The sequence below is a fragment of the Brevibacterium luteolum genome (assembly GCF_013004595.1).
GTDB classification, from domain to species: Bacteria; Actinomycetota; Actinomycetes; order Actinomycetales; family Brevibacteriaceae; genus Brevibacterium; species Brevibacterium luteolum.
In genome coordinates this window covers 13,869-39,759 of record NZ_JABEMC010000012.1, presented here as the reverse complement: position 1 = coordinate 39,759, position 25,891 = coordinate 13,869, and the positions used below count along the sequence as shown (strand labels likewise).

The following is a 25,891-nucleotide window of genomic DNA, read 5'->3' as shown; positions in this document are numbered from 1 at the left end:
CATGCCCGCCCACGCCAGCGCCGCCACTCCGCCGGCACCGGTGAGCAAGCGCAGCCTGCTCGAAGTCACCGACCTGTCGATCACCACCGCGCAGACCACGCTCGTGCACCCGACGTCGTTCACCATCGCCCCCGGCGAGCGGGTCGGGCTCATCGGCGAATCCGGGTCCGGGAAATCGCTTACCTCCTCAGCGGTCATGGGCCTGCTGCCAGACGAGCTCACCGCCACCGGCTCGATCACGCTCACCGGCACTCAGGGCAATCTGCTGGAGCGCTCCGACCGGCAGATCGCCCGGCTGCGCGGGCTGAACATGAGCATGGTGTTCCAGGAGCCGATGAGCGCACTCAACCCGCTCATGCGCGTCGGCGCCCAGGTCGCTGAGGTCATGCGCATCCACCGCACCCAGTCGAAGACGAGCGCTGCGAAGCGGGCGATCGACCTCCTCGGTCTCGTCCAGCTGCCCGACCCACCGGCCACCGCCCGGGCATACCCGCATCAGCTCTCCGGCGGGCAGCGGCAGCGGGTGATGCTCGCGATGGCGCTGGCGAATGACCCGCAGCTGCTCATCTGCGATGAGCCGACCACCGCGCTCGACGTCACCGTCCAGCGCCAGGTCCTCGACCTCGTGCTCGATGCCGTCACCACCTCGGACACGGGGCTGCTGTTCATCACCCACGACCTGGCCGTTGTCGCCAGCGTCTGCGAGAAGGTCCTGGTCATGTACCAAGGTGAGATCGTCGAAGCCGGGGCCACCGAGCAGATCTTCACCGACCCGCAGCACGACTACACCCGCGGACTGCTCGCCGCCTCCGACCTGACGGCCACCGACGATGACGGCCGGCTGTTCACCATCGCCACCGCCCGCGCCTATGACGCCGCCCGGCTCAGCCAGGCACGCTTCACCCCGCCCGAGGCGGGTGACACCAGCGCACAGCAGGTCACCAACGCCTCGGAACCGGTATCGGCGGCGGGACACGAAGCAGCCCCGGCACCTGCGGGGGAGCAGCGCCCGCTCATCGAGATCGAGGGCCTGCACAAGACCTATCAGCGCACGAAGTCCGGGCTGTTCAGCAGGGCGGACACCGTCGATGCGCTCACCGATGTGTCGCTGAGCATCCGGGCCGGGCAGCGGTTCGGGATCGTCGGCGAATCCGGGTCCGGCAAGTCGACGCTGCTCAAGATCCTCTCCGGACTCGAACCGCTGACCAGCGGGTACGTGCGCGTCGGGGACTGCGAGATCGCCTCGGCCAGTCAGGCGCAGCTGCGGGCGATGCGCGAGGAGCTGCAGATCGTCTTCCAGGACCCCTTCGCCAGCCTCGATCCGCGTATGCAGGTCGCTGACATCGTCGCCGAACCGCTCGTGGCCATGGGCGTGCCTACCGCACGTCGGCGGGAGAAGGTCATTGAGATGCTCGAAGCCGTCGGGCTCGACGCTGAGAGCCGCACCCGCTATCCGCACCAGTTCTCCGGCGGGCAGCGCCAGCGCATCTCGATCGCCCGTGCGCTCGTGTGCCGCCCGCGCATCCTCGTCGCCGACGAACCGGTCTCCGCCCTCGACGTCTCGGTGCGTGCCCAGGTGCTCAATCTGCTCACCGACCTCGTCGACGACTACGAGCTCACCCTCGTGTTCGTCTCCCACGACCTCGGGGTCGTGCGCCACCTGTGCTCTGACGTCGTCGTCATGAAGGACGGCCGGATCGTCGAAGCAGGCGACGTCGCCGCGATCTACGACCACCCGCAGCACGAGTACACCGCCTCACTCGTCGCCGCCACACCCACGCTCGCCGCCGCCCTTGATGAGCGGGCCGGCTGAGAGAAGGAAGGACCGCCATGGACACCACCCTCGCCGACGCCAGCGCTGCCGAACTGCGCGCCGCCTACGCAGACGGCAGCACCGACCCGGTCGCGGTGCTCGACGCGGTGAAAGCACGCGTCGAGGCCTGCGAGCCGACGATCAACGCACTGTGGCACACCGACTTCGACGCAGCGCGGCAGGCCGCCGAGGCATCAGCGACCCGCTGGCAGGCTGGCGAGCCGATCTCGGACCTCGACGGGGTGCCGGTGACGGTCAAGGAGAACATCGCCTGGGCCGGCGTCGGAATGCCCGGCGGCCACAATGCCGGCGAACCGACTGTCGCTGAGGCCAACGCCCCGATCACCGACCGGCTGCTGGAGGCCGGTGCGGTGCTCTTTGCCTCGACCGTCATGCCCGACTGGGGGATGCTCTCCTCCGGCGTCTCCTCCCGCCACGGCATCACCCGCTCACCGCTGAACCCCGAGCTCACCACCGGTGGGTCGTCTTCCGGCGCCGGTGCGGCTGCCGCTGCCGGATACGGGCCGATCCACATCGGGTCAGACATCGGCGGGTCGATCCGCCTGCCGGGCACCTGGCTGGGACTGGCCACCCTCAAGCCGAGCTTCGGGCGAGTACCGCTCTCAGCGCCCTACCTCGGCCGATGCGCAGGCCCCCTGGCCCGCCGGATGAGCGATGTCATCGACGCGATGGAGGTCATCGGCCGGCCCGATGACCGCGACTACTCCCAGCTGCCAGCCACCGACGTCGGCTACCGGGACGAGGAATTCGACATCAGCCGGCTGCGCGTAGCCGTGCACACCGATGCCGGCTGCGGCAGTAACACCGATCCCGAGGTGGCCGCCGCCGTCGATGCCGCCGCTGCGGTCCTCGAGAGCGCCGGTGCCACGGTCGAGCGGATCCAACCGTTCATGGACCAAGACCTGCTCGTCGATATCGATCGGTTCTGGCGGGTGCGCTCCTGGGCAGACTTCAAGGCCCTCGACGATGCCGACCGCCGTGAGATCCTTCCCTATGTCGCCCAGTGGTGCTGGGCAGGTGCCGATATCTCGGCGACCGAGCTGCTGCGCTGCTACCACTCGATCCAGGAGATGCGCCGGCGCACCGTCGAAGCGACAGCCGGCTATGATTTCGTGCTCTCACCAGTCGCACCGATGGCCGCATTCCCGGCGGACTGGCCGATGCCGTTCAACGACGCCACCCAGCCGATGCAGCACATCTCCTTCACCGTGCCCTACAACATGTCCGAACAGCCCGCCTCCTCCGTCCCGGCCGGCTACACGGCTGACGGCCGGACGATCGGGCTGCAGGTCGCCGGCCGCCGGTTCGACGACCGCGGAGTGCTGACGCTCTCCGAATGGTTCGAATCCGCACTCCAGGTGCCCACCGCCTCGCGCACGGTGGGCTGACGACTCAGCGCAGGAACAGCTTCTGCAGTCGGGTCGAGGTCAGCGCCAGGCCGATGACGATCATGCCGGCGAAGTAGACGATGTGGATCCAGGCCGGGCTGGTCGCAGCCCCGAGGATCGCCAGGCGCATGAGCTCGACGCCGTGCCACAGCGGCAGCGCCTGGACGACCCACTGGACGGCGGCCGGGTAGACCTCGATGGGGTAGAAGGTCGCGGAGAACAGGAACAGCGGCTGGAGGATGACGAAGATCCAGTCGAGCTGATACCACCCGGAGAAGAAGCTCGTGATCCCCATGCCGATCGCGGCGAACGCGAAGGCCATGAGCATCGCGACGCCGAGCGCGGTGAGCGAGAACGGAAAGTCGAGCAGGCCGAGGAAGAACATGACGGTGACGAATCCGCAGGCGTAGAGGAACCCGCGGAAGACCGCCATGATGATCTCGCCGAGAGCCACATCGAGGGGCCCGAGCGAGGTGGTGAGCATCGCCTCGTAGAGGCGGCCGTGTTTGAGCCGGAAGAACACGTTGACCGTCGAGTCCATCACCGCGCCGTTCATCGCCGAGGCGGCCAGCAAAGCCGGGGCGATGTAGGCGGCATAGGAGATCGTCTGGCCGCCGTATTCGACGCTGCCGATGAGCGAGCCGAGCCCGAGGCCCATCGCCAGCAGGTAGAGGATCGGCTCGAGCACACCGGAGGCGACGAGGATGAAGTTGTTGTGCCGGAAGACCTGCATGCCGCGGGCGACGACAGCCCGGGCGTTGCCGGCGTAGAACGCCCGCACCCGGCCCGGGCGCGGGGTGGCCAGCGCCGAGGCGGTGCTGCCGGGTTGCGCGCGGCCGGCTGGCGGGGTGTGCGTGTGCGGGCTGTGCTGCGTCATGACGTCAGCCTCCGGGCGAACAGGCGCATCGCGATGAGCAGGCCGGCGGCACTGGGGATGATGATGCAGGCGAGGTGCACAGCGATCATGAGCCCGGACATCGGCTGGTGGTAGGCCAGCAGCCGGCCGAGTTCGGTCGTGTGCCACAGCGGGGACAACCAGCCGATCCACTGCACGGACAGCGGCAGGTTCGCCAGCGGGAAGAACGTGCCGGAGAACAGCATGAGCGGCATGACGACGACACGCTGGATGAGTGCGAACTGACCGGAGTCGCGCTTGAGGGTGGCGGTGAAAGCCATGACAGGGAAGCCGAGCGCGGTCCCGCCCAGGGCTGTTAAGGGGATCATGAGCCAGCCGGTGGCCGGGTTCGGCACGGCGTTGAAGACGAGGGTGATGATGAGGAAGTAGATCGTCGTAATCGCAGCGACCCGGATGATCGTTGCCAGCGCTGCACCGAGCGCGATCTGCGCTGGGGTCAGCGTGGTGGCCGCTGCCGCCCAGTAGCCCCGGTTCCACCGGAACCCGGCCATGACCGGATAGGTGGATTCCTCGACGGCGAACATCATCGCCGCTGTCGCGAGCATCGCCGGGGCCACGAACAGCAGATACGGCACACCGCCGACACCCTCAGGCTGGGCGGAGTCGACGACGGTGCCCAGACCCAGGCCGAGAGAGAAGATGTAGAACACCGGGGTGAGCACGGTGACGGCCAGGGTCGTCTTGATGAACCGCAGGGAGAACAGCAGCTGTTTCTCGGCCACCAGCCACGGACCGGCCCGGCGCACCGCACGGTGCTGGTCGGCATGCGTGCCGGGTGCTTCGATGTCGGTGCTCATTCGATGAGGCTCCGTCCGGTGAGCCTGAGGAACACGTCTTCGAGGCTCGAGCGGCGAACGAGCGCGGTCAGCGGGGTGAAGCCGGCCTCCCGGATCGCGGCCAGTGCACTGTCGCCGTCGCCGCTGTAGAGCAGCAGCCGGTCGGGCAGCACCTCGATGCGCTCGCAGTACCGTTCGAGCGCTGGGGCCTGCTCCTCGTTGCGGTCGATGCCGAAACGCAGCTCGAGGACCTCGCGGGTCGAATACTGCCGGATGAGCTCACTCGGTGCGCCCTCGGCCATGACCCGGCCGTGGTCGACGACGATGAGCCGGTCGCACAGCTGCTCGGCCTCATCCATGTAATGGGTCGTGAGCACGAGCGTGACCCCCTGCTGTTTGAGCCGGTAGAGCCGGTCCCACAGGATGTGCCGGGCCTGCGGGTCGAGGCCGGTCGTCGGCTCGTCGAGCATGAGCAGGCTGGGATCGTTGACCAGCGACCGGGCGATCGTCAGCCGGCGCTTCATGCCGCCGGAGAGCTCATCGACACGGGCGCTGCGCTTCTCACGCAGATTGGCGAAGTCGAGCAGCTCATCGGCCTTCGCCTTGGCATAGGCGCGGGAGAACCCGAAGTAGCGGGCGTAGAAGACGAGGTTGTCGAAGACCGAGAGCTCCTCATCGAGGTTGTCCTGCTGCGGGACGACACCGAGCCGGGCGCGGATCTGCGGGCCGTCGACGTTGGGGTCGAGGCCGAGGACGCTCAGCTGCCCGCCGGTGCGCGGCAGGGTCGCGCCGATCATCCGCATCGTCGTCGACTTCCCAGCCCCATTCGGGCCGAGCAGCCCGAAGCTCTCACCGGGCGTGACGGCGAAGTCGATGCCGTCGACGGCGGCGAAGTCGCCATAGGACTTCGCCAGGCCCGAGGCGGAGATGACCGGCGCTTCATCGCTCGCCTGACCGGCCGGGTACGTGTCTGCACTCACAGTCCACGACTGTACCACCGCCTCGGCGCCGGCCACCGGGGGCATGAAAAGGCTGACCTGACCGGCGAAGACGCAGGTCAGGTCAGCTGTTGAAGGGAGTCAGCTCAGTAGAAGTCGACGCTGAGCTTATCGCCGTCCATCTTGACCGAGCCGTTGGTCTCGAAGTCGACGGTGCCGTCCCAGCGGTACTTGCCGTCCTTCGACTTGGCCTTCATCGTCATCTTCCCGACCTTGTCGGACTCGGTGTAGAAGGAACCGCCGGAACCATCAGGGCTGAGCATCGTGCGGATCGAGGGCATCTTGTCGATCGTGCGCTCGATGGTCTTCTCGTTGACCTTGTCGGCGGCTTCCTTGCCCTTGTCGTCATTCCAGCTGATGTTGACCATCGGGCAGCCGTCGACGGAGGTCTTCTTCTCTTTGGCACACTCCTTGACCTTGTCCTCGACGAGCTTCTTGACGTCGGTGTCGAAGGCATCGGTGGCCTCGACGGAGAGCTTGACGGTCGCCGCCTGCGGGGCCTCCTCATCGGCGAAGCCGACGGTCGCGTTGCCCTCAGCGGGGGTGATGTACTTGCTCTCCGGGGTCGTGACGTCGTAGCGGCCCGGCCACACGGCGTACTCGACCCGGCCGGCCTCAGGGGTGAATTCCTGGCCGTTGATCGTCGAACCGCCGATCGGCGGGATTTCAAGAGCGATCGTCGGCAGCACCGGCGGTTCGAGCTTCCACTTGTCGAAGAACATGCCCTGCCGGCCGTCCTTCGTCGCCGTGAGCACGAGGTCGTAGGGCTGCCCGCCGAGCGAGTACTGGGTGTGGATCTTCGCCGAATCGCCGTTGCGGGTCGTCTCGACGACCTTCGTGTCGGTGATCTTGTCCTGGGAGCCGTCGACGATCGGCTGGACGAGCAGCTTCTCGCTGGCACCGTCCGGGGCGGTCGCCTTGGTGATCTCGTTGGCCTTGTCCATGTTGCCGGACTCCAGGGCGGCGAGGTACTCCTCGGCGACAGTGTCGGGTCCGTACTTGTTGTTGTTGACGCTGCGCACGACGAAGAAGCCGACGAGCACGAGGATGAGCACAAGCGCAACGGCGCCCAGAGACAGGAACAGCGGCAGCTTCGACTTCTTCTTCTGCTGCCTGCCGCGCGTCTGGTCCGGGCCACCCGGTCCGGGTGCGTAGCCGGGGGCGGGGGCCGGCTGCGGGACGCTGCCGCCTGCCGGGCCCGAGGCGGCGCTCGCCCCACCAGCGGGGTTCGAGCCGATCGGTGCGGCACTGTAGGTCGGGCCTGAGTCCTGGGGTCCACCTGAGTAGGGTCCCTGCGGTCCACCTGAGTAGGGGCCGGAAGCGCCAGACGAGCCGCCGGGTCCGTGCGGCGGCTGTGGGGGCATCGGCGGGGGAGTAGGGCCGGAGTTCATAAGCTTTGCAACCTTGTCTTCAGCGCTGGTGGACGGCGATGACGCGCCCGGCGCTCAGCGCCGACGGTCACCGCGAGAGTGGCTCACGGTACCACTTTAGTCGCAACACCCGGTGTGTCGGTATTCCGTGCCCGGTGGTCACGTCGGGCACCATAGGGGGAGTGAGTTCCCCACCTGACAGCAGCGGCCGCGGGTCCCGGCATCTCGGGCGCCACCCAGCGGTCATCGGCGCGCTCGAAACCGTGCGGATCCTCCTCGTGCTCGTCACGATCGCGTTCGTGCTCGCCTCGATCGCCTGGTTCATCGGCATCGCAGAACAGCGCCCGCTCGCGGCGATCCCCGGCTGGGCGTTCACCGGCCTGGCCGCAGCAACCGGGCTGAGCGTCAGACCCGGTGAGGCGCTCATGAGCTTCCCACCCAGTCTGCTGTGCCTCATTGTGTGGCTGCTGCTGCGCAATGCGGCCTCCCGCACCGCCACCGCACTGGAGGCCAATGCGCGCCTGCAGCGCGCCGGCCAGCTCACCGCCCACCGGGCCCCGCGCACGAGCGCCTATCTGTCGATCGCCGGGGCGTTTGTGCTCATCACCGTCGGGTTCGGCTTCGCCCTCGGGGCGGCGACCCCGAGCCTCATCGGCTTCACCCGTGTCGGCCTCCTCGTCGGCACCGCGATTGTGTTCGGTGCCGGCCTGTACCCGCAGGCGGCTGCAGCGGACTCACGTCTGTCAGCCAGACTCGGTGAACAGTGGACCGGAGCACTGGAAGATGCCCACCGGGTGTGCGTGCGCGCCGGCTGGTGGCTGGCCGTCCTCGCCGCACTCGCCGTCGCTGCCGGGCTCGCCATCGAGTTCGAGAAGGTCAGCGCCGTCGTCGACCTCTACAGTGCCCCGCTCGTGGCCGCGATCGGCCTGTCAGTGGTGCAGCTGCTCTACCTGCCGGGGATCCTCGCCGTCGCACTTGCTTGGCTCAGCGGTGCGGGCGTGCACCTGTCGGCAGCCGAGACCGCCTCGGCCTTCTCCGCAGCCGACGGCCCGCGCCCGGCTGTGCCGCTGCTGGCGATCATCCCGGAGAACCCGCCAGCCTTCCTGGCCGCGGCACCGGCACTGCTCTTCATCGTCGGGGTGCTGCTCGTGACGCTGCGCCGCAGCTGGCAGCACGTCGACCTGCCGGTCATGACCGTCGCCTCAGCCCAGCTGCTCGTGCTCATGTGGATGTGGGGACTGTTCTCCACCGGCGGGCTCGGGCCCGGCGGCCTGGAGGTCTTCGGGGTGCCGGCACTCATGTTCCCGCTCATCACCGGCGGGCTCGTCATCGCCGGCCTGTGGGCCGGCTACGGACTCATCCTCGCCGCCCGCCGGGCACAACCGCAGGACTGAGACCGCAACCGCAGGACTGACCCGCCGATAGGGGAACAGACAGGGCAGGCAGACTCAGCAGCGGTCACTGATCAGCCGGCGCCGAGGTCCTCGAGCATCTTCGTCAGCTGCGAGCGGTGCTCGGTCTGGCATTCGACTGCGGCCTGCTCCGTCAGCGCGGAGGCGACACAGTCCTCGTAGGCCTTCTGCTGCGGGTACAGCACCGCCATGCCGATCGCCTGCAGGATCATCCAGCCGGCCGCCAGCGCCCCGAGCACACCCATGACGATCCAGCCGCCGGCCTGCTTCGAGCGCACCCCGGCGATGAAGTAGCGCACCGCCCACACGAGGGCAGCGATCGCGAAGACGCCGGAGAACAGCTTCGCCGGCAGCGGATACAGCGCGGCCAGCAGCGCAGCGCCGAGCAGCAGCGTGAAGATCATTCCCTCACGGTTGCGCTTCATCACCAGCTCCTCATCGCCGCTGGGCTTCTCGGCAGAGGGTCGCTGGTCGTTCTGGCTGGGCTTGTGCTCGATCGGACTCACCGCAACAGTCTGACATACAATGACAGCCGTGCGCCTCGTAACCCTCGCCTCCGGATCCGGGTCCCTGACCCAGGCTGTCATCGACGCCTTCACCACCGCCGCACCCGCCGCCGATGTCACGCTCGCTGCGGTCGGCTCCGATCGGCCCGACGCCCCGGTCCTCGACCGTGCCCGAGGTGCCGGTCTCGACACCTTCGTCGTCGCCCCGCGCGACTTCGCCTCCCGCGACGAATGGAACCGGGCACTGGCCGAGGCAGTGGCCGGCTATCAGCCCGACTGGGTCGTCTCGGCTGGGTTCATGCGCATCCTCGGGCCCGATTTCATCTCGCGCTTCCCGCAGCGCATCATCAACACGCACCCGGCCCTGCTGCCGTCCTTCCCCGGTGCGCACGGAGTCCGCGATGCGCTCGCCTACGGCGTCAAGGTCACCGGCTCGACGATCCACCTCGTCGATGAAGGTGTCGACACCGGCCCGATCATCGCCCAGCAGCCGGTCCTCGTCGAAGCCGATGACACCGAGGACACCCTGCATGAGCGCATCCGGCAGGTCGAGCGCGGCCTGCTCGTCGACGTCCTCACACACCTGGCCAGCGGGGATCTGCACGTGGCAGGCCGCCGCGTCACCGGATTCTCCGGCCGCGATAGCATCGACTGAACCAGCTCACCTCTCATCACCTGTCCGACTCCGTCATCACCTGTCCGCCTCCGCCCATTCCGTCCGAAGGAGCCTGCTGTGGAAGCTCACCGTCCGATCCGCCGCGCACTCATCAGCGTCTACGACAAGACCGGCCTGACCGACCTGGCCCGCGGGCTCGCCGAGGCCGGGGTGTCGATCGTCTCGACCGGCTCGACGGCCAAGCAGATCGCTGCGGCGGGAATCGACGTCACCCCGGTCGAGGACGTCACCGGCTTCCCCGAATGCCTCGAAGGCCGCGTCAAGACCCTGCACCCGAAGGTGCACGCCGGGATCCTCGCCGATTCCCGCAAGGACGACCATCGCGCACAGCTGGCCGAGCTTGGCATCGACGCCTTCGACCTCGTCGTCGTCAACCTCTACCCATTCACCGACACCGTCGCCTCGGGTGCGGACTTCGACGCCTGCGTGGAGCAGATCGACATCGGCGGCCCGGCGATGGTCCGCGCAGCGGCGAAGAACCACCCGAGTGTCGCGATCGTCACCGATCCCGCCCGGTACGGCGACGTCGTCACCGCTGCGCAGACCGGCGGCTTCGACCTGGCCTCCCGGCGCCGGCTCGCAGCCGAGGCCTTCGCCCACACCGCCTCCTACGACGCCGCAGTCGCCGGCTGGCTGGCCGGACAGCTCGCCGACGGCGACGAGCCCGGCGACTTCTTCGGCATCACCGCGGTCAAGAAGCACGGGCTGCGCTACGGCGAGAACCCGCACCAGGCCGCTGCCGTCTACCAGACCGCGGCAGGCGGCGGCATCGCAGGAGCCCAGCAGCTCGGCGGCAAGGAGATGTCGTATAACAACTACCAGGACACCGACGCCGCGATCCGGGCCGCCTACGACTTCGACGCGCCTGCGGTGGCGATCATCAAGCACGCCAACCCGTGCGGCATCGCCACTGCGGCTGATATCGCCGAAGCCCACCGCAAGGCCCACGCCTGCGATCCGGTCTCGGCCTACGGCGGGGTGATCGCCGCCAACCGCGAGGTCACCGTCGCGATGGCCGAATCCGTCAAGCCGATCTTCACCGAGGTGCTCGCAGCCCCCTCGTTCGCCCCCGAGGCGCTGGAGATCCTCAGGACGAAGAAGAACCTGCGCCTGCTTGAACTCGGTGGCTGGCAGCCCGATGCCCAGGAGTTCCGCCAGATCTCCGGCGGGGTGCTCATCCAGGACCGCGACAGCTTCCAGGCCGACGGCGACGACCCGTCAAACTGGACCCTGGCCGCCGGACGGGCCGTCGACGAGGCGACGCTGCGCGATCTCGCCTTCGCGTGGCGGGCCTGCCGGGCGGTGAAGTCCAATGCGGTCCTGCTCGCCGCCGACGGGGCCTCCGTCGGAGTCGGCATGGGCCAGGTCAACCGGGTCGACTCCGCGCAGCTGGCCGTCCAGCGCGCAGGCGACCGAGTCGCGGGATCGGTGGCCGCCTCGGACGCGTTCTTCCCGTTCGCCGACGGTCTCGAAGTGCTGACCCGCGCCGGTGTCACCGCGATCGTGCAGCCGGGCGGGTCGATCCGCGATGAGGAGGTCATCGCAGCCGCCGAGCAGGCCGGAGTGACGATGTACTTCACGGGAACCCGCCATTTCTTCCACTGAACCCCGACACGCTGCGTCCCGGCGGCCGGCCGGACGACCGCCGGCTGCCGGGTCGACGGCTGCCGAGCAGTCCCCGCGCCATCAGCGCCAGCCCCTGCCACGCGGGCGCGGACGCAACTGGTTCTCCAAACGCTGGATCTACTGGAAGCGCCGCTACTCCAACCCCACCCGCCGCGACTGGGTGCTGCTGGCCAGCCTCATCTGGATCGTCCTGTCAGCAGCCGCTGCGCTGCTGAGCTTCCGGCTGGGCGGATTGACCTTGGCCGCCGGCCTGTTCCTGCTGGCGGGCCTGCGGATGCTGCCCGGCCCACTCGGGGAGATGTGGGTCAACCGGCCGCGCCGGGCCGACGTCATCACCATCCTCATCCTCGCCGGTGCGCTCGCCGGACTCAGCCTCGTCGTCCCCGGCCACTGACCCACCGCCGCGGCCAGGCACCGGCGGCTGGGTGAAGACGGCGTGAACACAGCGTTTCCACTCGCGCGAGATCCTTTACAGCCGGACGCTGACCTGCAAAGGTGGAGTGCACAGCCGGTCACCTGACCGGGACGCGATGTTGAGAAGGAGTTTGATATGGGACTCGGAGACCTCGGCAACAAGGCGAAGGACGCGGTGAACTCGGACAAGGGCGAGCAGGCCGCCGACAAGGGCCTCGACCAGGCGTCGCAGAAGGCCTCGGATGCCTCCGGCGGCAAGTTCGACGACCAGATCAACAAGGGCCGGGATGCCGCAGACGGCAAGCTCGGCAACGAGTGACGCCCCTGTAGACCGACACGCAGATCACGGGCTGATTCAGGCCCAGACTGACACGCAGGCCCAGCACCGCACCGTGCTGGGCCTGCGTCGTGTCCACCGCGCCCGAGGCTGCTCGGATCCGTCAGAGCTTCTCGACCGGGGCATAGCGCATGAGCAGCCGTTTGGTGCCCAGCGACTTGAAGTCGACGACGGCGACGGTCTTGTCACCGCTGCCCTTGACCTCGATGACGGTGCCGAGGCCGAAGGAATCATGCGAAACCCGGTCGCCGGCAGCGACCTGGACGACCTCGCGGTTGGGCCGGATGCGGTTGGGGAACCCGGTGCCCGGTGACTTCGACGCCGCACGCGACGACGAGCTGCGCCCGGCCGCCGAGTTGGAGCGGAACGAGCCCGACCCGCCGGTGAACCCGCCGCCGTAGGAGCCGCCGGTGGACCCGCCGCCGTACGAACTGCCGAACCTGCCGCCGTACGAACTGCCGAACCCGCCAGCACCAGAACCGCCGGAGGCAGCGGTGAGGGCCTCGGCTGACAGGGTGCCGGTGCTCTCCCACTCGATGAGCGAGGCGGGGATCTCGGTGAGGAACCGGCTGGGCGGGTTGTACTGCGGCTGGCCCCACATGCTGCGGGTCTCCGCGCGCGTGAGGATGAGCCGCTTCTGCGCACGTGTCAGCCCGACATAGGCCAGCCGGCGCTCCTCGGACATCTCTGACGGATCGTTGAAGGAGCGCTGGTGCGGGAAGCTGCCGTCCTCCATACCGGTGAGGAACACGGTCGGAAACTCCAGACCCTTGGCCGTGTGCAGGGTCATGAGCGTGACTTCCCCGGACTCCTCACCCGGGATCTGGTCGGCATCCGAGGACAGCGACACGAGCTCGAGGAAGTCATCGAGCGTCGCCCCCTCACCGCGGGCATCGAAGGCCTCGGCAACGGCGACGAGTTCGGCGAGGTTGTCCACCCGCGACTCGTCCTGCGGATCTGTGCTGGCCTGCAGCTCGGCCAGATACCCGGTCTGCTCGAGCACCGATTCGAGCACGCGGGCGACCTGCGCGCCCTCTGCCGTCGACTGCAGGTCTGCGAAAAGCGCCCGGAACTTCTCCAGCGGGCCCTTCGCCCGGCTGGAGAGCCCCGGCACCTCGTCTGCGCGTTCGAGCGCCTCGAAGAAGGTCACCCGCTCGCGTTCGGCGAACGCACCGAGCATCGCGACCGTCCGGTCGCCGATCGAGCGCTTGGGCACGTTGATGATGCGGCGCAGGTTGACGTCATCGGCCGGGTTCGCCAGCACCCGCAGGTAGGCGAGGGCGTCCTTGATCTCCTTGCGCTCATAGAACCGGGTGCCGCCGACGACCCGGTAGGGCATGCCGGCGCGCACGAGCGCATCCTCGATCGCACGGGACTGGGCGTTCGTGCGGTAGAACACCGCACAGTCGCCGTAGACGGTGTCGCCTTGGTCGATGAGCTCATCGATCCGGTCGACGATGAACTGCGCTTCAGCCTGCTCGTTCTCGGCCACCCAGCCGACGACTGGCGCACCGTCACCGGCAGCCGTCCACAGCCGCTTGTCCTTGCGGTCCTCATTGTTGGCGATGACCGCATTCGCGGCTGAGAGGATGTTCTGCGTCGACCGGTAGTTCTGCTCCAGCAGGATGGTACGCGCCTGCGGGAAGTCCTTTTCGAACTCGACGATGTTGCGCACCGTCGCCCCGCGGAAGGCGTAGATCGACTGATCGGCATCGCCGACGACGGTCAGTTCCGCCGAGAGATGATCGGCATCAGCCCCGGCCAACGCCCGGATGAGCGCATACTGGGCCGGGTTCGTGTCCTGATACTCATCGACGAGGATGTGCTGGAACCGGCTGCGGTAGTAGGCGGCGACGTCGGCGAAGGCGCCGAGCAGATGCACCGTCTCCATGATGAGGTCATCGAAGTCGAACGCATTGGCCAGCCGCAGCCGCTCAGCGTACCGGCGGTACACCTCGGCGACGGCCTGAACGGCCGGATTGTCCATCCGCGCCTGCCCGGCATAGTCCTCAGCGGTGATGAGGTCGTTCTTCAGCGCTGAGATCCGGTGCTGCAGCGACTTGGGGGTGAAACGCTTGACATCGACATCGGCCTCACGGGCGACCTGCGTGATGAGCCGCAGCGAATCCTGCGCATCGTAGACGGCGAAGTTCGACTTCATGCCCAACGTCTTCGCCTCCCGCCGCAGGATCCGCACACACGCCGAATGGAACGTCGACACCCACATGCCGCGCGCCTGCGGGCCGATGAGCGCGCCGATGCGCTCCTGCATCTCCTTGGCGGCCTTGTTCGTGAACGTGATCGCGAGCACCTGGCCGGGATGGGCGCGTCCGGTGCGCAGCGCATAGGCGATCCGGCGGGTGAGCACCGTCGTCTTGCCCGAACCGGCGCCAGCGACGATGAGCAGCGGCGACCCGGCATGCGTGACCGCAGCAGACTGCTCGGGATTGAGCCCATCGAGCAGCTCGGCCGGGTCACCGGCACCGAGGCGGTGGGCGCCTGCAGCACCGGTCTCACCTGCCGCCTCAGGCACGCCGAGTTCAGCATCGGCGTCGTCAGCCGGGTGGGCGATGTCAGCGAAGTCAGCCGGCGCCTCGGGCACGGGCATCTCCGGCAGCGCAGCGTGCGGCGGAGGGGAATCCGGGGCGGTGTTGAGGAACTCGAAGAGTGAAGACATGGTCTTAGCAATCTACCAACCGGGCCAGACGCGGCCAAGGTGCCGACCGCCTCGGGCGCGAGGGAAGAAGACGACGATGCCGGCACCCGTGACAGGGCGCCGGCATCTCCTTGAGCGGCAGTCGGCTCAGACGTTGACGAACACGGCGACGAGCACCGCCAGCAGGGCGAGTGCGAACGTCGCGTGGGCGAGGCCGGCGCTGGGCTCCGAGCCGGTCGCAGCGGCCGGTTCGCCGGCACCGGCGGTGGCGTGGGCGCGCTTCTGCTTGCGGTTGCCGATGAACGCGGTGACGGCCACGGCGATGGCGAGCAGCGCCTTGATGCCGACCTTCATGTGGAAGGCGGCAGACGGGTCACCGGCCATCTCGATGATGCCGACGAGACCGATGCCGGTGATGAGCTGGAGGTAGGCGGCGTGCAACATTCCGGGCATGACATGGGGTCGGCGGATCGCGGCGAAGTAACCGCCGATGATGATCGCCATGCCGAGCAGGTGCAGGAACAGGAGAATATCGCGAAGAATTTCCATAGGCTTCATTCTAGTGGCAAGATTGTGCCCGAGTAATCGCGGCCCCGGGGTCTGCGGGCGGCCGGGACTGCATGATCCGCCCTGGTGTAATGGCAGCACGCCGGCCTTTGGAGCCGTGCAGTATAGGTTCGAATCCTATGGGCGGAGCGCGTCGACGATCCGGCCACCCGGATGAAGGAGTGAACATGACCGTCAACCGCCCCGCAGCCGTCATCGTGCTGGCCGCCGGCGAAGGCACGAGAATGAAGTCCGCCACACCGAAGGTCATGCATCCGATCGGCGGCCGGTCGCTGCTCCACCATGCGATCAATGCCGCCGCTGGTGCCCAGCCCCAGCACCTCGTCGTCGTCCTCCGGCACGCCCGTGAGCAGGTCGCCGAGCATGTCTCGGCCATTGCCGAGGCGATCGACCGGCAGGTGCTCGTCGCTGACCAGGACGACATCCCCGGCACCGGACGCGCCGCCGAATGCGCGCTCACCCAGCTGCCCGAAGACCTCACCGGCACCATCGTCGTCACCTACGGCGACGTGCCGCTGCTGACCGCTGAGACGCTCTCGGACCTCGTCGACTTCCACGAGCAGCGCTCTGGGGCGGTCACTGTGCTCTCCGCCGAGGTCGCCCGCCCGCACGGCTACGGGCGCATCGTCCGCGACGCCGCCGGCAACCTCGAACGCATCGTCGAGGAGAAAGACGCCAGCGCCGAGGAGAAGCAGATCACGGAGATCAACTCCGGCATCTACGCCTTCGACGCGGCTGTGCTGCGTGAGTCCCTTGCGCAGGTCTCGACCGACAACGCCCAGGCGGAGAAGTACCTCACCGATGTCATCGGCATCGCCCGCGCCGCCGGTGGGGCTGTCGCCGCCCGAGCGATCGAGGACTTCTGGCAGGTTGAGGGAGCTAACGACCGTGTGCAGCTCGCCCAGCTGGGCAAGGAGCTCAACAAGCGCGTCATCGAGAACTGGATGCGCGCAGGAGTCACCGTCGTCGACCCCGACACTACGTGGATCGACGCCGATGCGGTGCTCGCCGCCGACGCGACCATCCTGCCCGGCGTGCAGCTCTACGGCGCCTGCGACATCGCCTCGGGCGCGGTCATCGGACCCGACACGACGCTGACGGACACCGAGGTCCGTGCCGGCGCCCAGGTTGTGCGCACCCACGGCCAGCTGGCCGTCATCGGCGAGAACGCCACCGTCGGGCCCTTCGCCTACCTGCGCCCGGGCACCGAGCTGGGCACCGAGGGCAAGATCGGCACCTTCGTCGAGACGAAGAACGCCAAGATCGGCGCCGGCTCGAAGGTCCCGCACCTGTCCTATGTCGGAGATGCGACGATCGGGGAGCACACCAACATCGGCGCTGCCTCCGTGTTCGTCAACTACGACGGCATCAACAAGCACCACACCACCATCGGCTCCTACTGCCGCACCGGCTCGGACACGATGTTCGTCGCCCCCGTCACAGTAGGCGACGGCGCCTACTCGGGAGCGAGCACCGTGATCCGCAAGGATGTTCCGCCTGGGGCGCTGGCCATCACGGTCGCACCTCAGCGCAATGTTGAAGACTGGGTAGTGAAGAACCGTCCAGGTACGCCTGCCGCCCAGGCTGCCGAGGCTGCTCAGCAAACGCAGAAGGAGTCGGAGTAGTGAATAAGATTACGGCAGCCGGTGAGAAGGAGCTCGTCCTCGTCACCGGCCGGGCGAACATGGAGCTGGCCGAGCAGGTCGCTGAATGTCTGGGCACTGAACTGCTGCCCACCGACATCTACAACTTCGCCAATGGTGAGATCTACGTCCGCTACTCCGAGTCGGTGCGCGGCTCGGATGTGTTCGTCATGCAGTCCCACTGCGCCCCGATCAACGACTGGCTGATGGAGCAGCTGCTCATGGTCGATGCGCTCAAGCGCGCCTCAGCCAAGCGCATCACCGTGATCGCCCCGTTCTTCCCCTACGCCCGCCAGGACAAGAAGCACCGCGGCCGCGAGCCGATCTCCGCGCGTCTCGTCGCTGACATGTACAAGGCCGCCGGCGCCGATCGGCTCATCGCCGTCGACCTGCACACCGCGCAGATCCAGGGCTTCTTCGACGGACCGGTCGACCACCTCGTGGCCCTGCCGATCCTGGCCGACTACGTCAAGCAGAACCATCCGGGCGAACTGGCTGTCGTGTCCCCGGACGCCGGCCGCATCAAAGTCGCCGAGAACTGGTCGTCTGCCCTCGGCGGCGTGCCGCTGGCCTTCATCCACAAGACCCGCGACATCAACCGGCCCAACCAGACGAAGGCCAACCGCGTCGTCGGCGACGTCGAAGGACGCACCGCAGTGCTCGTCGATGACATGATCGACACCGGCGGCACCATCGTCCAGGCCGCCGATGCCTGCATGGAAGCCGGTGCGAAGGGCGTGGTCATCGTCTCGACACATGCCGTCTTCTCCGGCCCGGCTGTCGAGCGGCTGAAGAACTCGTGCGCCTCCGAGGTGATCGTGACGAACACGCTGCCGCTGGAGGACTCGCAGAAGTTCGACAAGCTCACCGTGCTCTCGATCGCCCCGCTGCTCGCCCGCGCCGTGCACGAGGTGTTCGAAGACGGCTCGGTCACCAGCCTGTTCGAGATCGAATGACCTGCGCCTGACTCTCGGGCTCCCTGCGGCGTCCCGGCACCGGCCGGGGCGCCGCAGTCGGTTTGCCGCCGAGGTGCCGGAGTCGTTTTGCCGCCGAGGCGCCAGGCGAGTATCCTTGACGAGTTACCTCGGCGAGGGAAACCCATGTTTCCGTGATCGACGCGGTTCTCGTAAGCCCCCTTCTCCGGCGCACAGCGCCGCCGCCACCACCTCGGTGCCGGCCCGGGAGCGACCACGAGGCTCGTCCGCCGTGGTGCTCACACCACGAAGGAGAAGAAAATGGCTGACTTCAAGCTCATCGCAGAACGCCGCGACGACTTCGGCAAGGGCGCTGCCCGCCGGCTCCGCCGCGCAGACAAGGTTCCTGCAGTCCTCTACGGCCACGGCGAGGACCCCATCCACCTGGCACTCGACGGCCACGCCACCATGATGGCGATGAAGATGCCCAACGCCCTGCTCGAGATCGAAAGCCCGGACGGCTCGAAGAACCGCCTGGCCATCGCCCGTGACATCCAGCGTCACCCGGTGACCTGGAACATCGAGCACCTCGACCTCATCATCGTCAAGCGCGGCGAGAAGATCGAGGTCGAGGTCCCGGTCGTCGTCGAGGGCGAAGCTGCACCCGGTACCGTCGTCTCCATCGACAACCAGGTCATCCGCCTGCTGGCCGAAGCCACCAGCCTGCCGGAGTCCGTCGAGGTCTCCATCGAGGGCCGCGAGGTCGGCGAGCACGTCTACGCCTCCGACGTCACCGTCCCGAAGGGCACCGAGCTCGTCGACGATCCCGAGCTGCTCATCGTCAACATCTCCGCTGAGCTCTCCGAAGAGCAGCTCGAGGCCGAACTCGAGTCCGACGCGGTGGATGAAGAGGTCGCTGCGGCCACCGGTGCTCCGGCTGAGAGTGACGCCGAGGCCCAGGGCGGCGACGCCGAGGCTGAGGGCGACGACGAGGAGTGATCCTCTCACTCAGCTGAGACGCCGGGCTGAGCGCCGGCTCACCTCTGAGCACGCAGCGGCAGGTTCCCACCCGGGGACCTGCCGCTGCGGCATTCACCCCACCACGGCCTCGGGCGCGGTCAGGCACGACAGGTAAGCCTGATCTAAGCCACGCGAGGCTCACTCAGTCGCTACCGTAGACATGACCGGCAGGAACATAGCCGGCGATCACGAAGGAGGACGGCGATGGCCGATGAGACGTGGCTCGTCATGGGCTTGGGCAATCCCGGGGCGCGGTATGCCCCGACCCGGCACAACATCGGCCAGATGACCGTCGACGAACTCGCCGACCGGATGAGCCTCAACCTCACCAAGACCAAGCACGGCGCGGTCGCGGCGATGGGCCGGCTCGGCAGCATCGGCGGGAGGCCGGGACCGCGCGTGGTGCTGGCGAAGTCGCTGGGTTACATGAACGTCACCGGAGGGCCGACGCAGGCGCTGCTGAAGTTCTACTCAGTGCCCGCGGCCAACCTCATCGCCGTCCACGACGACGTCGACCTCGACTTCGATGCCATCAAGCTCAAACGCGGCGGGGGAGAAGGCGGGCACAACGGGCTGCGCTCGATCACCCAGGCACTCGGCACCAAGGACTACCTGCGGGTGCGGGCCGGTGTGGGCCGCCCGCCGGGCCGCATGGACACGGCCTCGTTCGTGCTGCGGCCCTTCAGCACTGACGAGAAGAAGACCCTGCCGATGTTCATCAGCGATCTCGCCGATGCCGTCGAGATGCTCGTGACCGAAGGGCTGACGGAGACCCAGCAGAAGTACCACTCCCGCTGAAGGCTGAGACTGCGCCTCAGGCCAAGGCCGCTGGCTAATGTGGGCCGCCGCGAAAGTTGGAAAAGTTGTTCATGGTTTCCGGCGCCACAACCATGAACAACTTTTCTAACTTTGGTCAGCTCTGCGTTTGGCTCAGCCCTAGCTCTTCTCACCAGTGACTTTGCTCAGCGTTAGCCCTGCTCAGCTGCAGCGGGCTGCGTGCTAGGGAGAAGCCTCACTCGGCAGTGGGCGGGTATGAGAACGCGACCCTCATTGCAATCGGCTTCACTATAACGAAATAGCGGCGAGGCCACCTTAGAGGATATCCATTCCCGCTCACCGAATCCGATGGGAAGTAAGCGGGCTGCTGCTGTGCTTCCCTAGCAGCTGAAGAAGGGCCAGGTCGAGCTATGCAGCTGAAGAAGGGCCAGGTCGAGCTATGTCGCGCTTACAAGTGTTGTTGCCGGCTAGTGGAGTCGCTGGGAGGATGCCCGGGTCTGGGACCGGAGCGGCGGATGCGCAGCTGACTCATCACGGCGGCGTATCCTGCTGATATGACCGACCTCAGCATCACCGATGATCGTGCGCTGACTTATTTTGCCGAAGTTGTCAGTGCCGGGTCGATCCGAGCTGCTGCCAGGCGCCTATTCATCGGTCCTCCGGCATTGAGCCGGACGATCAGCAGCCTGGAACAGCGGGTAGGTGAAGAGCTGCTGCATCGGCATGCCACCGGAGTGCGACCGACTCCGGCGGGCGAAGCACTGCTACGGTACGTCCGGGCTCGCGAGGATTTGGACGCCATCCTGGCAGACGAACTGTCTGCCGCCCGCAACGAACTCTCAGGCAAAGTCCGAATCGCTGTAGGAGAAGGGTTCCTCGCCGGTTTGATAGAGGAAGTCCTTCCCAGCGTTTTCGCTGAACATCCTGCCGTATCCGTCGAGGTGCTCAACGCCGGCACGAGTGATATTCGCCAGGCTGTGATTGATGCCGATGTCGACTACGGAATTGGCGCGCATGTGGTTCCGGATGCCGCGCTCAGTGTGATCGCTGAGAGCACGGACAGTCTTGCCGTCGCGGTCAGCCCCCATCACCCGCTTGCTGAAGTCTCGATGGTCACCTGCACGATGCTAGCCGAGCATGCAGGTGCCTTCCTGCTTCCGGGTTTCGGTCTGCGCGCACTGACCGATGACTTACAACGTGATGAAGGGACAGCGTTTCGAGTACGGATGGAGACTGGGTCGGTGAACGCACTTGTTGCGTTTGCAGCTTCCGGCGCCGGCTACGCACTGCTGCCGGGTTTCGTTACCCGCCCGTATGCCAACCTGGTTTCTCGCCCAATTTCGGCCGCGAACGTAAGCCAGGTTACAGCGTCGTTGCTTGCTCAGGCTGGTCGGCCGGTGTCGCTTGCCGCAAGTGAATTGGAAGCGCGTCTAAGCCGCTACGTGCAGGATCTCAACGACAATTGACGTCTGCCGGACGGCATTTTCCATCTTGGTGTTGCCTGTGAGGGCAACCGCGTGGTGCAGATTTTGGGTACTACTGCCCATCCGGGTCTGTTGTTACGTTCGAAGGAACTCAACAATCATCGACCAATGGGGGCGCGATGCGACTGCAAGAACTATTGTCACCGCGATTGCATGCGGCGGCGCTCATCATCGTTGTGCTAGCTCAGCTCATCGGCATCGTCGATATTCCCGTAGGGCTCGGCAGCATCCTGCTGTTGCCGCTCCTCTTCGCCTTCGCGTTCGGTCTGCTGACGAATTCCAACATCGTCGGGCGCACAGTTGGTTTGCTGAAAACGCGTCACATCGCGGCTGCATCGTCATGCGTAGTGGTGGCGATCATTCCATTCATCGCGAAGTTCGGCACAACTGTCGGACCTGCGCTCAGCGATATCATCGCCGCCGGGCCAGCTCTCCTTCTACAGGAGCTCGGAAACCTCTTCACGATCGTGTTCGCGCTGCCGGTGGCGCTGTGGGTGCTGAAGATGGGCCGTGAATCCGTCGGAGCGACTTTCTCGGTTGCCCGAGAACCGAGCTTGGCGATCGTCGCGGACCGATACGGGCTAAAGAGTCCTGAAGGTGCCGGAGTGATGGGAGTCTACGTCGTCGGCACACTGGTCGGAACCATCGTATTCTCGGTGCTGGCTTCTGGACTGGCCTCGACCGACGTCTTCGATCCGCGGGCACTCGCAATGGCGTGCGGTGTCGGCAGCGGTTCGATGATGGCTGCCTGTTCAGGGGCGTTGGCTGCAGCCGTGCCAGCGCAGGCAGACACTCTCATCGCTCTCGCCGGTGCGAGCAACCTGCTGACCTACGCGACAGGCATGTACGCAAGCCTGTTCATCGCACTTCCCCTCGTCGAGTGGATCTATCGACGCTTCAGCCCTGAAGCTCGTCGAGGAAAGGCAATGACATGAGCCAGCAAGTCCCCGTCGCGGAACCAACCGAAGCGCTTAAGTTGGGCCACGAAGTCACACTGCTCGCCCTGGTCACCATTATTTGCATTCCGCTGCAGATGATGGCGACTGATCTTGGAGTCGGACGGATCATCGGCGGTCTCACCGTGCTCGGGGGCATTGGCGTCGCCGGAGTCGTACTTGCCCGTCTGCTGCCGATGCTCAAACTACCTTCTGTAGCCTGGGTATCAATCGTCGGAATTGCCACGACCATTCCCGGGACACCCTGGGCAGGAGCGGTCCTCCATTGGGTTGAGAGCATCGATTTCCTTGCGCTGACTCCCCCGTGCCTGGCGTATGCAGCGATGGCGATAACCGCTCGTGAGATCTCCATTGCTCGTACGTCTGGCTGGAAGATCCTCATTGTCGGTGTCCTCGTCCTGCTCGGTACCTACATTGGATCCGTCCTCATCGCCGAACTCATGCTAGGAGTTTCATGAACCAGTCCCCAGCAGTTGCCGTCATCGGTCTTGGTCGGATGGGCGCCGGAATGGCTGCAACGCTCCTTCGCCATGGCTATCACGTCTACGGTGTCGATCCCGTCGGAGTGAGTGAAGATCTCCAGGCTGGTGGGCTCATCGCCAGTGAACTCGAGGATGTCGCGCAGCGGGCCTCAACGGTGGTTCTCTCACTGCCGTCAAGCGACATCTCCCGTGAAGTGCTGATCGGAGCCAACGGCATCGCCGAAGATCTGGCTGCACGAAACGGGCCGAACAGCGTTGTCATCGACATGTCGACAGGGGATCCGCGAGTTGCGCAGGAGCTTGCGCGCCGGCTCGACGACCTAGGGGTCGGGTTCGTCGATGCACCAGTCAGTGGAGGTCCGAAAGGCGCACGCGGTGGAACGATGACGGCATTCGTCGGCGGCAGCGCGGAATCTGTCGCTCGTGCCACTCCGGTTCTCACTGCGCTCACCAGTCGCTGCACCGAGGTGGGAGGCCCCGGCAATGGTCAGCTCGCCAAGCTCATCAACAACGGGCTGTGCGCCGTCCATCTGGCTGCGGCCGGTGAAGCCTTGGCTCTGGCTGAAGCCTGGGGCGCACCTCCTGCGAAGATCTTCGAAGCAGTGAATGCTGCTTCCGGTCGCAGCGCCGTTACAGAGCTCAATGTGCCCGAGTGGGTGCTCTCTGGCACCTTCGACAGCGGGTTTTCCACCGGTTTGATGGCCCGGGACGTCGGGCTCGCAACAGGGACTGCGGGGGCGCTGGGCATAGATGCTCCTCTTCTCAATGCCGCGCTGCTGCAATGGCAGAGAGCGCGGGAATCATTCGGCGCCGACGCAGACTTCAATCGCATCGTCACATCAAACAGAGCTGTCCAGGAGGAAACCCCGAATGACTGACAATCGTCCTGATATGCCAGGTTCCCCCGCAATCGGCATCTCCACCGGGGACGAGGTGGTACTCGGTGAAGGCCGAGAGATCAGCATCGACGATCCGGCCACGGGGCAGGGCCTCCTTCGCTATCGAGAGCCTCTGCGAGCTCAGGTCGACGCGTGTGTCGCCCGTGCAGTCGAATCACAGCGAGAATGGATCGGGCTAACGGCCGCAGAGCGGGGCCGACGTCTGCACGCAGTCGGTCGTGCAGTGCGCGATGCCCTCCCCGAACTAGCGCGGTTGGAAGCACAGAACACCGGGAAGCCGATCCACGATGCGCGGGCTGAGGTGCAAGCTGTCGCAGAGATGTTTGAATACTACGCCGGCTGGTGTGACAAACAGACCGGTGACGTGCTCGCGGTACCGACGACGCATCTCAATTACACCCAACGAGTGCCCTATGGAGTGGTCGCTGCGATCACACCGTGGAATGCTCCGATCTTCACGTGCGGGTGGCAGGTGGCCCCAGCTTTAGCTGCTGGGAACGCAATCGTGGTCAAACCATCCGAACACACGCCGGTGACCTCAACCGCTCTTGCCGGGCTGGCTCACGCAGCAGGCCTGCCGGCAGGCCTCTTCAGCGTTGTTTCCGGCACTGGGCTGACCTCGGGCGAGCCGCTCGTCGAACATCCCGAAATCCGCAAAGTGATCTTCATCGGCTCGCCACACACGGGCGCCATCATCGCCGCGAAGGCCGCATCGCACCTGAAGCCTTGCGTTCTTGAACTCGGTGGGAAGTCTGCGAACATCATCTTTGCCGACGCGGATCTCGAGCGTGCAGCGCGTGGGGCAGCAGGAGCAATCTTCTCTGGGGCAGGACAGAGCTGCGTGGCGGGTTCCCGACTGCTCATCCATGACGCTGTTTACGATGAGGTGATTTGCAAACTGCGTGACATCGCTGCACAGGTTCGGGTCGGCAACCCTGAGGACCCCGATGTCCAGATGGGCCCACTTCAGAACAGGGCTCAGTTCGAGCGGGTGAAAAGCCTCCTTGATTCGTACGACGGCAAGACCGCGTTCGGCGGTTACGGCCCGACGACCACTGGGGCGGATGAAGCAGGATTCTATATCCGACCGACAATCCTGGAACCATCGTCCAACGATGCTGAACTAGCCAGAACCGAGATTTTCGGCCCGGTCGTCGCGGCGTTACCGTTCTCGGACGAGACGGAAGCGGTCAACCTCGCAAACGACAGCAGATTTGGGCTTGCTGGCGCTGTGTGGACCTCCGATGTTGCACGTGCGCACCGAGTAGCAGGAAAACTGACCGCCGGGACCGTATGGGTCAACAGCTATAAGACAATTCACGTCATGTCGCCCTTCGGCGGATTCAAAGACTCGGGATACGGGCGCTCCAGCGGACAAGAGGGGCTCTATGAGTACAGCCAGCCGCGTTCTATCTGGGTCGAAACGTCAGAACATCCGAACCCGATCGGCGGGTACTGAGATAAGCGAGACGGTGCTGGCCCTCAGTACAGTCCGCCGGTGCGGCGCGGGGCGGTGGTCTCACCGCTGAGGGAGTGCCAGCGCGGCTGCCCGGCCATCCAGGCCGCCAGCCCGCCGCCGATCGCCCCGAAGAGGTGGCCCTGCCAGGAGATGCCGGGGAACAGCGGCAGCACACCGGTGAGCATCGAGCCGCCGTAGAGGATGATGACGAGCAGGCCGATGACGCCGAACATCAGCCGGCGCAGGATCGAATCGGTGAAGACCGCGCGCATGATGAGATAGCCGAAGTAGCCGAACACCAGACCCGAGGCGCCGACGGTCAGCGTGCCGGGCAGGTTCACCGCCCAGGCGCCAAGCCCGCTGACAACGGCGATGACGGAGGTGACGAACCAGAAGCGGCGGATGCCCTCGGCGGCGACGAGCAATCCGAGGACGAGGAACGGGATCGTGTTGGCGATCAGATGCGGCCAGCCCGAATGCAGCAGCGGAGAGAAGACGATGCCGATGAGACCGGTCGGATTCCATGAGCGGACTCCGAAACCGTTGAATGAGCCCGGCAGCACGAAATCGGCGGCAGCGATGACCCACATGAGCCCGAGCAGCACGATCGGCTGCAGCAGCCGGGCCCCGACATTCGCACCGGGCAGGTCGAGATCGGACCGGGTTCTCGATCCGGTCTGCCGGGCAGGCGTGCGGCTGAGGTCAGAGGGCTCGAAGCTCATGGGCTCATTCTCGCAAACGAAACTGACAGGGCCCTCCACAGCGGAGCCGTGCGGCGCAG

General features: G+C 66.5%; 24 protein-coding genes and 1 tRNA gene. 17 read left to right on the top strand and 8 right to left on the bottom strand.

Translation table 11 applies throughout. From position 1 onward, the window contains the following. Position 1 precedes the first annotated feature (1 nt). Positions 2 to 1,813, top strand: coding sequence for a dipeptide ABC transporter ATP-binding protein (locus tag HLA91_RS12910; RefSeq protein WP_170275039.1), 1,812 nt, complete (start codon positions 2 to 4; stop codon positions 1,811 to 1,813). Positions 1,814 to 1,830: 17 nt separating this feature from the next. After that, complete coding sequence (locus HLA91_RS12905) at positions 1,831 to 3,222, top strand: amidase (protein ID WP_170275023.1); 1,392 nt, start codon at positions 1,831 to 1,833, stop codon at positions 3,220 to 3,222. A gap of 4 nt (positions 3,223 to 3,226) precedes the next feature. Here the strand turns inward: HLA91_RS12905 and HLA91_RS12900 are convergent, their stop codons facing one another. Genes HLA91_RS12900 through HLA91_RS12885 form a run of 4 tightly spaced genes read right to left on the bottom strand, consistent with a single transcriptional unit; the run spans position 3,227 to position 7,303 of the window. Further along, positions 3,227 to 4,099, bottom strand: coding sequence for an ABC transporter permease (locus HLA91_RS12900; protein WP_170275022.1), 873 nt, complete (start codon positions 4,097 to 4,099; stop codon positions 3,227 to 3,229). Beyond that, positions 4,096 to 4,935: an ABC transporter permease gene (locus HLA91_RS12895; protein ID WP_102163154.1), complete on the bottom strand. Its 840-nt coding sequence runs from the start codon at positions 4,933 to 4,935 to the stop codon at positions 4,096 to 4,098. The genes HLA91_RS12900 and HLA91_RS12895 overlap by 4 nt, the downstream gene beginning before the upstream one ends. After that, positions 4,932 to 5,939 carry an ABC transporter ATP-binding protein gene (locus HLA91_RS12890; protein WP_170275021.1) on the bottom strand — a complete coding sequence of 336 codons (1,008 nt, stop codon included), beginning with the start codon at positions 5,937 to 5,939 and terminating at the stop codon, positions 4,932 to 4,934. The genes HLA91_RS12895 and HLA91_RS12890 overlap by 4 nt, the downstream gene beginning before the upstream one ends. A 59-nt stretch (positions 5,940 to 5,998) precedes the next feature. Next, positions 5,999 to 7,303 carry a hypothetical protein gene (locus HLA91_RS12885; protein WP_170275020.1) on the bottom strand — a complete coding sequence of 435 codons (1,305 nt, stop codon included), beginning with the start codon at positions 7,301 to 7,303 and terminating at the stop codon, positions 5,999 to 6,001. Positions 7,304 to 7,464: 161 nt separating this feature from the next. Here HLA91_RS12885 and HLA91_RS12880 point away from each other — a divergent pair, with 161 nt between their 5' ends. Then, positions 7,465 to 8,676: a cell division protein PerM gene (locus HLA91_RS12880; RefSeq protein ID WP_170275019.1), complete on the top strand. Its 1,212-nt coding sequence runs from the start codon at positions 7,465 to 7,467 to the stop codon at positions 8,674 to 8,676. Positions 8,677 to 8,747: 71 nt separating this feature from the next. On the opposite strand, the gene HLA91_RS12875 is transcribed toward HLA91_RS12880, so the two are convergent. Continuing rightward, positions 8,748 to 9,200 carry a hypothetical protein gene (locus HLA91_RS12875; protein WP_170275018.1) on the bottom strand — a complete coding sequence of 151 codons (453 nt, stop codon included), beginning with the start codon at positions 9,198 to 9,200 and terminating at the stop codon, positions 8,748 to 8,750. 28 nt (positions 9,201 to 9,228) lie between these two features. Here HLA91_RS12875 and purN point away from each other — a divergent pair, with 28 nt between their 5' ends. From purN to HLA91_RS12855, 4 genes are all read left to right on the top strand, one after another. After that, complete coding sequence (purN, locus tag HLA91_RS12870) at positions 9,229 to 9,855, top strand: phosphoribosylglycinamide formyltransferase (protein ID WP_204514204.1); 627 nt, start codon at positions 9,229 to 9,231, stop codon at positions 9,853 to 9,855. 78 nt (positions 9,856 to 9,933) lie between these two features. Then, a complete protein-coding gene (gene purH, locus HLA91_RS12865) occupies positions 9,934 to 11,481 on the top strand; it encodes a bifunctional phosphoribosylaminoimidazolecarboxamide formyltransferase/IMP cyclohydrolase (protein ID WP_170275016.1) in 1,548 nt (515 codons plus the stop codon). A gap of 181 nt (positions 11,482 to 11,662) precedes the next feature. After that, positions 11,663 to 11,896 carry a hypothetical protein gene (locus HLA91_RS12860; protein WP_239557067.1) on the top strand — a complete coding sequence of 78 codons (234 nt, stop codon included), beginning with the start codon at positions 11,663 to 11,665 and terminating at the stop codon, positions 11,894 to 11,896. 156 nt (positions 11,897 to 12,052) lie between these two features. Beyond that, entirely contained in the window at positions 12,053 to 12,235 is a 183-nt protein-coding gene (locus tag HLA91_RS12855) for an antitoxin (RefSeq protein ID WP_102163146.1), read from the top strand. A 121-nt stretch (positions 12,236 to 12,356) separates the two neighbouring features. Here HLA91_RS12855 and pcrA read toward each other — a convergent pair whose 3' ends face one another. Beyond that, positions 12,357 to 14,930, bottom strand: a complete 2,574-nt coding sequence (gene pcrA / locus HLA91_RS12850; protein ID WP_204514203.1) for a DNA helicase PcrA — start codon at positions 14,928 to 14,930, stop codon at positions 12,357 to 12,359. Positions 14,931 to 15,056: 126 nt separating this feature from the next. Continuing rightward, positions 15,057 to 15,458 carry a hypothetical protein gene (locus HLA91_RS12845; protein ID WP_102163144.1) on the bottom strand — a complete coding sequence of 134 codons (402 nt, stop codon included), beginning with the start codon at positions 15,456 to 15,458 and terminating at the stop codon, positions 15,057 to 15,059. 75 nt (positions 15,459 to 15,533) lie between these two features. On the opposite strand from HLA91_RS12845, the gene HLA91_RS12840 reads away from it, so the two are divergent. The 10 genes from HLA91_RS12840 (at position 15,534) to HLA91_RS12795 (ending at position 25,110) form a co-directional block, all read left to right on the top strand. Continuing rightward, positions 15,534 to 15,605 (top strand) — tRNA-Gln (locus HLA91_RS12840). Positions 15,606 to 15,643: 38 nt separating this feature from the next. Beyond that, entirely contained in the window at positions 15,644 to 17,101 is a 1,458-nt protein-coding gene (gene glmU / locus HLA91_RS12835; RefSeq protein ID WP_102163143.1) for a bifunctional UDP-N-acetylglucosamine diphosphorylase/glucosamine-1-phosphate N-acetyltransferase GlmU, read from the top strand. Beyond that, positions 17,101 to 18,075: a ribose-phosphate diphosphokinase gene (locus HLA91_RS12830; protein WP_102163142.1), complete on the top strand. Its 975-nt coding sequence runs from the start codon at positions 17,101 to 17,103 to the stop codon at positions 18,073 to 18,075. The genes glmU and HLA91_RS12830 overlap by 1 nt, the downstream gene beginning before the upstream one ends. A 279-nt stretch (positions 18,076 to 18,354) precedes the next feature. After that, positions 18,355 to 19,032 (top strand): 50S ribosomal protein L25/general stress protein Ctc, encoded by a 678-nt coding sequence (locus HLA91_RS12825; RefSeq protein ID WP_170275015.1) that lies wholly within the window; start codon positions 18,355 to 18,357, stop codon positions 19,030 to 19,032. Between the two features lie 225 nt (positions 19,033 to 19,257). After that, positions 19,258 to 19,851, top strand: coding sequence for an aminoacyl-tRNA hydrolase (pth, locus tag HLA91_RS12820; protein WP_170275014.1), 594 nt, complete (start codon positions 19,258 to 19,260; stop codon positions 19,849 to 19,851). Between the two features lie 533 nt (positions 19,852 to 20,384). Beyond that, positions 20,385 to 21,296 carry a LysR family transcriptional regulator gene (locus HLA91_RS12815; protein ID WP_170275013.1) on the top strand — a complete coding sequence of 304 codons (912 nt, stop codon included), beginning with the start codon at positions 20,385 to 20,387 and terminating at the stop codon, positions 21,294 to 21,296. Between the two features lie 137 nt (positions 21,297 to 21,433). After that, positions 21,434 to 22,249 carry a DUF3100 domain-containing protein gene (locus HLA91_RS12810; RefSeq protein ID WP_170275012.1) on the top strand — a complete coding sequence of 272 codons (816 nt, stop codon included), beginning with the start codon at positions 21,434 to 21,436 and terminating at the stop codon, positions 22,247 to 22,249. Next, on the top strand, positions 22,246 to 22,728 hold the full coding sequence (locus HLA91_RS12805; RefSeq protein WP_170275011.1) for a hypothetical protein: 483 nt from the start codon (positions 22,246 to 22,248) through the stop codon (positions 22,726 to 22,728). The genes HLA91_RS12810 and HLA91_RS12805 overlap by 4 nt, the downstream gene beginning before the upstream one ends. Beyond that, positions 22,725 to 23,630, top strand: a complete 906-nt coding sequence (locus tag HLA91_RS12800; RefSeq protein ID WP_170275010.1) for an NAD(P)-dependent oxidoreductase — start codon at positions 22,725 to 22,727, stop codon at positions 23,628 to 23,630. Before HLA91_RS12805 ends, HLA91_RS12800 begins: the two co-directional genes overlap by 4 nt. Then, positions 23,623 to 25,110: an aldehyde dehydrogenase family protein gene (locus HLA91_RS12795; RefSeq protein WP_204514202.1), complete on the top strand. Its 1,488-nt coding sequence runs from the start codon at positions 23,623 to 23,625 to the stop codon at positions 25,108 to 25,110. Before HLA91_RS12800 ends, HLA91_RS12795 begins: the two co-directional genes overlap by 8 nt. A 23-nt stretch (positions 25,111 to 25,133) precedes the next feature. Here HLA91_RS12795 and HLA91_RS12790 read toward each other — a convergent pair whose 3' ends face one another. Beyond that, on the bottom strand, positions 25,134 to 25,832 hold the full coding sequence (locus tag HLA91_RS12790) for a rhomboid family intramembrane serine protease (RefSeq protein ID WP_170275009.1): 699 nt from the start codon (positions 25,830 to 25,832) through the stop codon (positions 25,134 to 25,136). Between the last annotated feature and the right edge of the window lie 59 nt (positions 25,833 to 25,891).

Bases quoted from the DNA above. Each gene is read 5' to 3' on its own strand.
- HLA91_RS12910 (WP_170275039.1), top strand. From the start codon at position 2: ATGCCCGCCCACGCCAGCGCCGCCACTCCGCCGGCACCGGTGAGCAAG.
- HLA91_RS12905 (WP_170275023.1), top strand. From the start codon at position 1,831: ATGGACACCACCCTCGCCGACGCCAGCGCTGCCGAACTGCGCGCCGCC.
- HLA91_RS12900 (WP_170275022.1), bottom strand. From the start codon at position 4,099: ATGACGCAGCACAGCCCGCACACGCACACCCCGCCAGCCGGCCGCGCG.
- HLA91_RS12895 (WP_102163154.1), bottom strand. From the start codon at position 4,935: ATGAGCACCGACATCGAAGCACCCGGCACGCATGCCGACCAGCACCGT.
- HLA91_RS12890 (WP_170275021.1), bottom strand. From the start codon at position 5,939: ATGCCCCCGGTGGCCGGCGCCGAGGCGGTGGTACAGTCGTGGACTGTG.
- HLA91_RS12885 (WP_170275020.1), bottom strand. From the start codon at position 7,303: ATGAACTCCGGCCCTACTCCCCCGCCGATGCCCCCACAGCCGCCGCAC.
- HLA91_RS12855 (WP_102163146.1), top strand. From the start codon at position 12,053: ATGGGACTCGGAGACCTCGGCAACAAGGCGAAGGACGCGGTGAACTCG.
- pcrA (WP_204514203.1), bottom strand. From the start codon at position 14,930: ATGTCTTCACTCTTCGAGTTCCTCAACACCGCCCCGGATTCCCCTCCG.
- HLA91_RS12845 (WP_102163144.1), bottom strand. From the start codon at position 15,458: ATGGAAATTCTTCGCGATATTCTCCTGTTCCTGCACCTGCTCGGCATG.
- glmU (WP_102163143.1), top strand. From the start codon at position 15,644: ATGACCGTCAACCGCCCCGCAGCCGTCATCGTGCTGGCCGCCGGCGAA.
- HLA91_RS12825 (WP_170275015.1), top strand. From the start codon at position 18,355: ATGGCTGACTTCAAGCTCATCGCAGAACGCCGCGACGACTTCGGCAAG.
- pth (WP_170275014.1), top strand. From the start codon at position 19,258: ATGGCCGATGAGACGTGGCTCGTCATGGGCTTGGGCAATCCCGGGGCG.
- HLA91_RS12815 (WP_170275013.1), top strand. From the start codon at position 20,385: ATGACCGACCTCAGCATCACCGATGATCGTGCGCTGACTTATTTTGCC.
- HLA91_RS12810 (WP_170275012.1), top strand. From the start codon at position 21,434: ATGCGACTGCAAGAACTATTGTCACCGCGATTGCATGCGGCGGCGCTC.
- HLA91_RS12805 (WP_170275011.1), top strand. From the start codon at position 22,246: ATGAGCCAGCAAGTCCCCGTCGCGGAACCAACCGAAGCGCTTAAGTTG.
- HLA91_RS12800 (WP_170275010.1), top strand. From the start codon at position 22,725: ATGAACCAGTCCCCAGCAGTTGCCGTCATCGGTCTTGGTCGGATGGGC.
- HLA91_RS12795 (WP_204514202.1), top strand. From the start codon at position 23,623: ATGACTGACAATCGTCCTGATATGCCAGGTTCCCCCGCAATCGGCATC.
- HLA91_RS12790 (WP_170275009.1), bottom strand. From the start codon at position 25,832: ATGAGCTTCGAGCCCTCTGACCTCAGCCGCACGCCTGCCCGGCAGACC.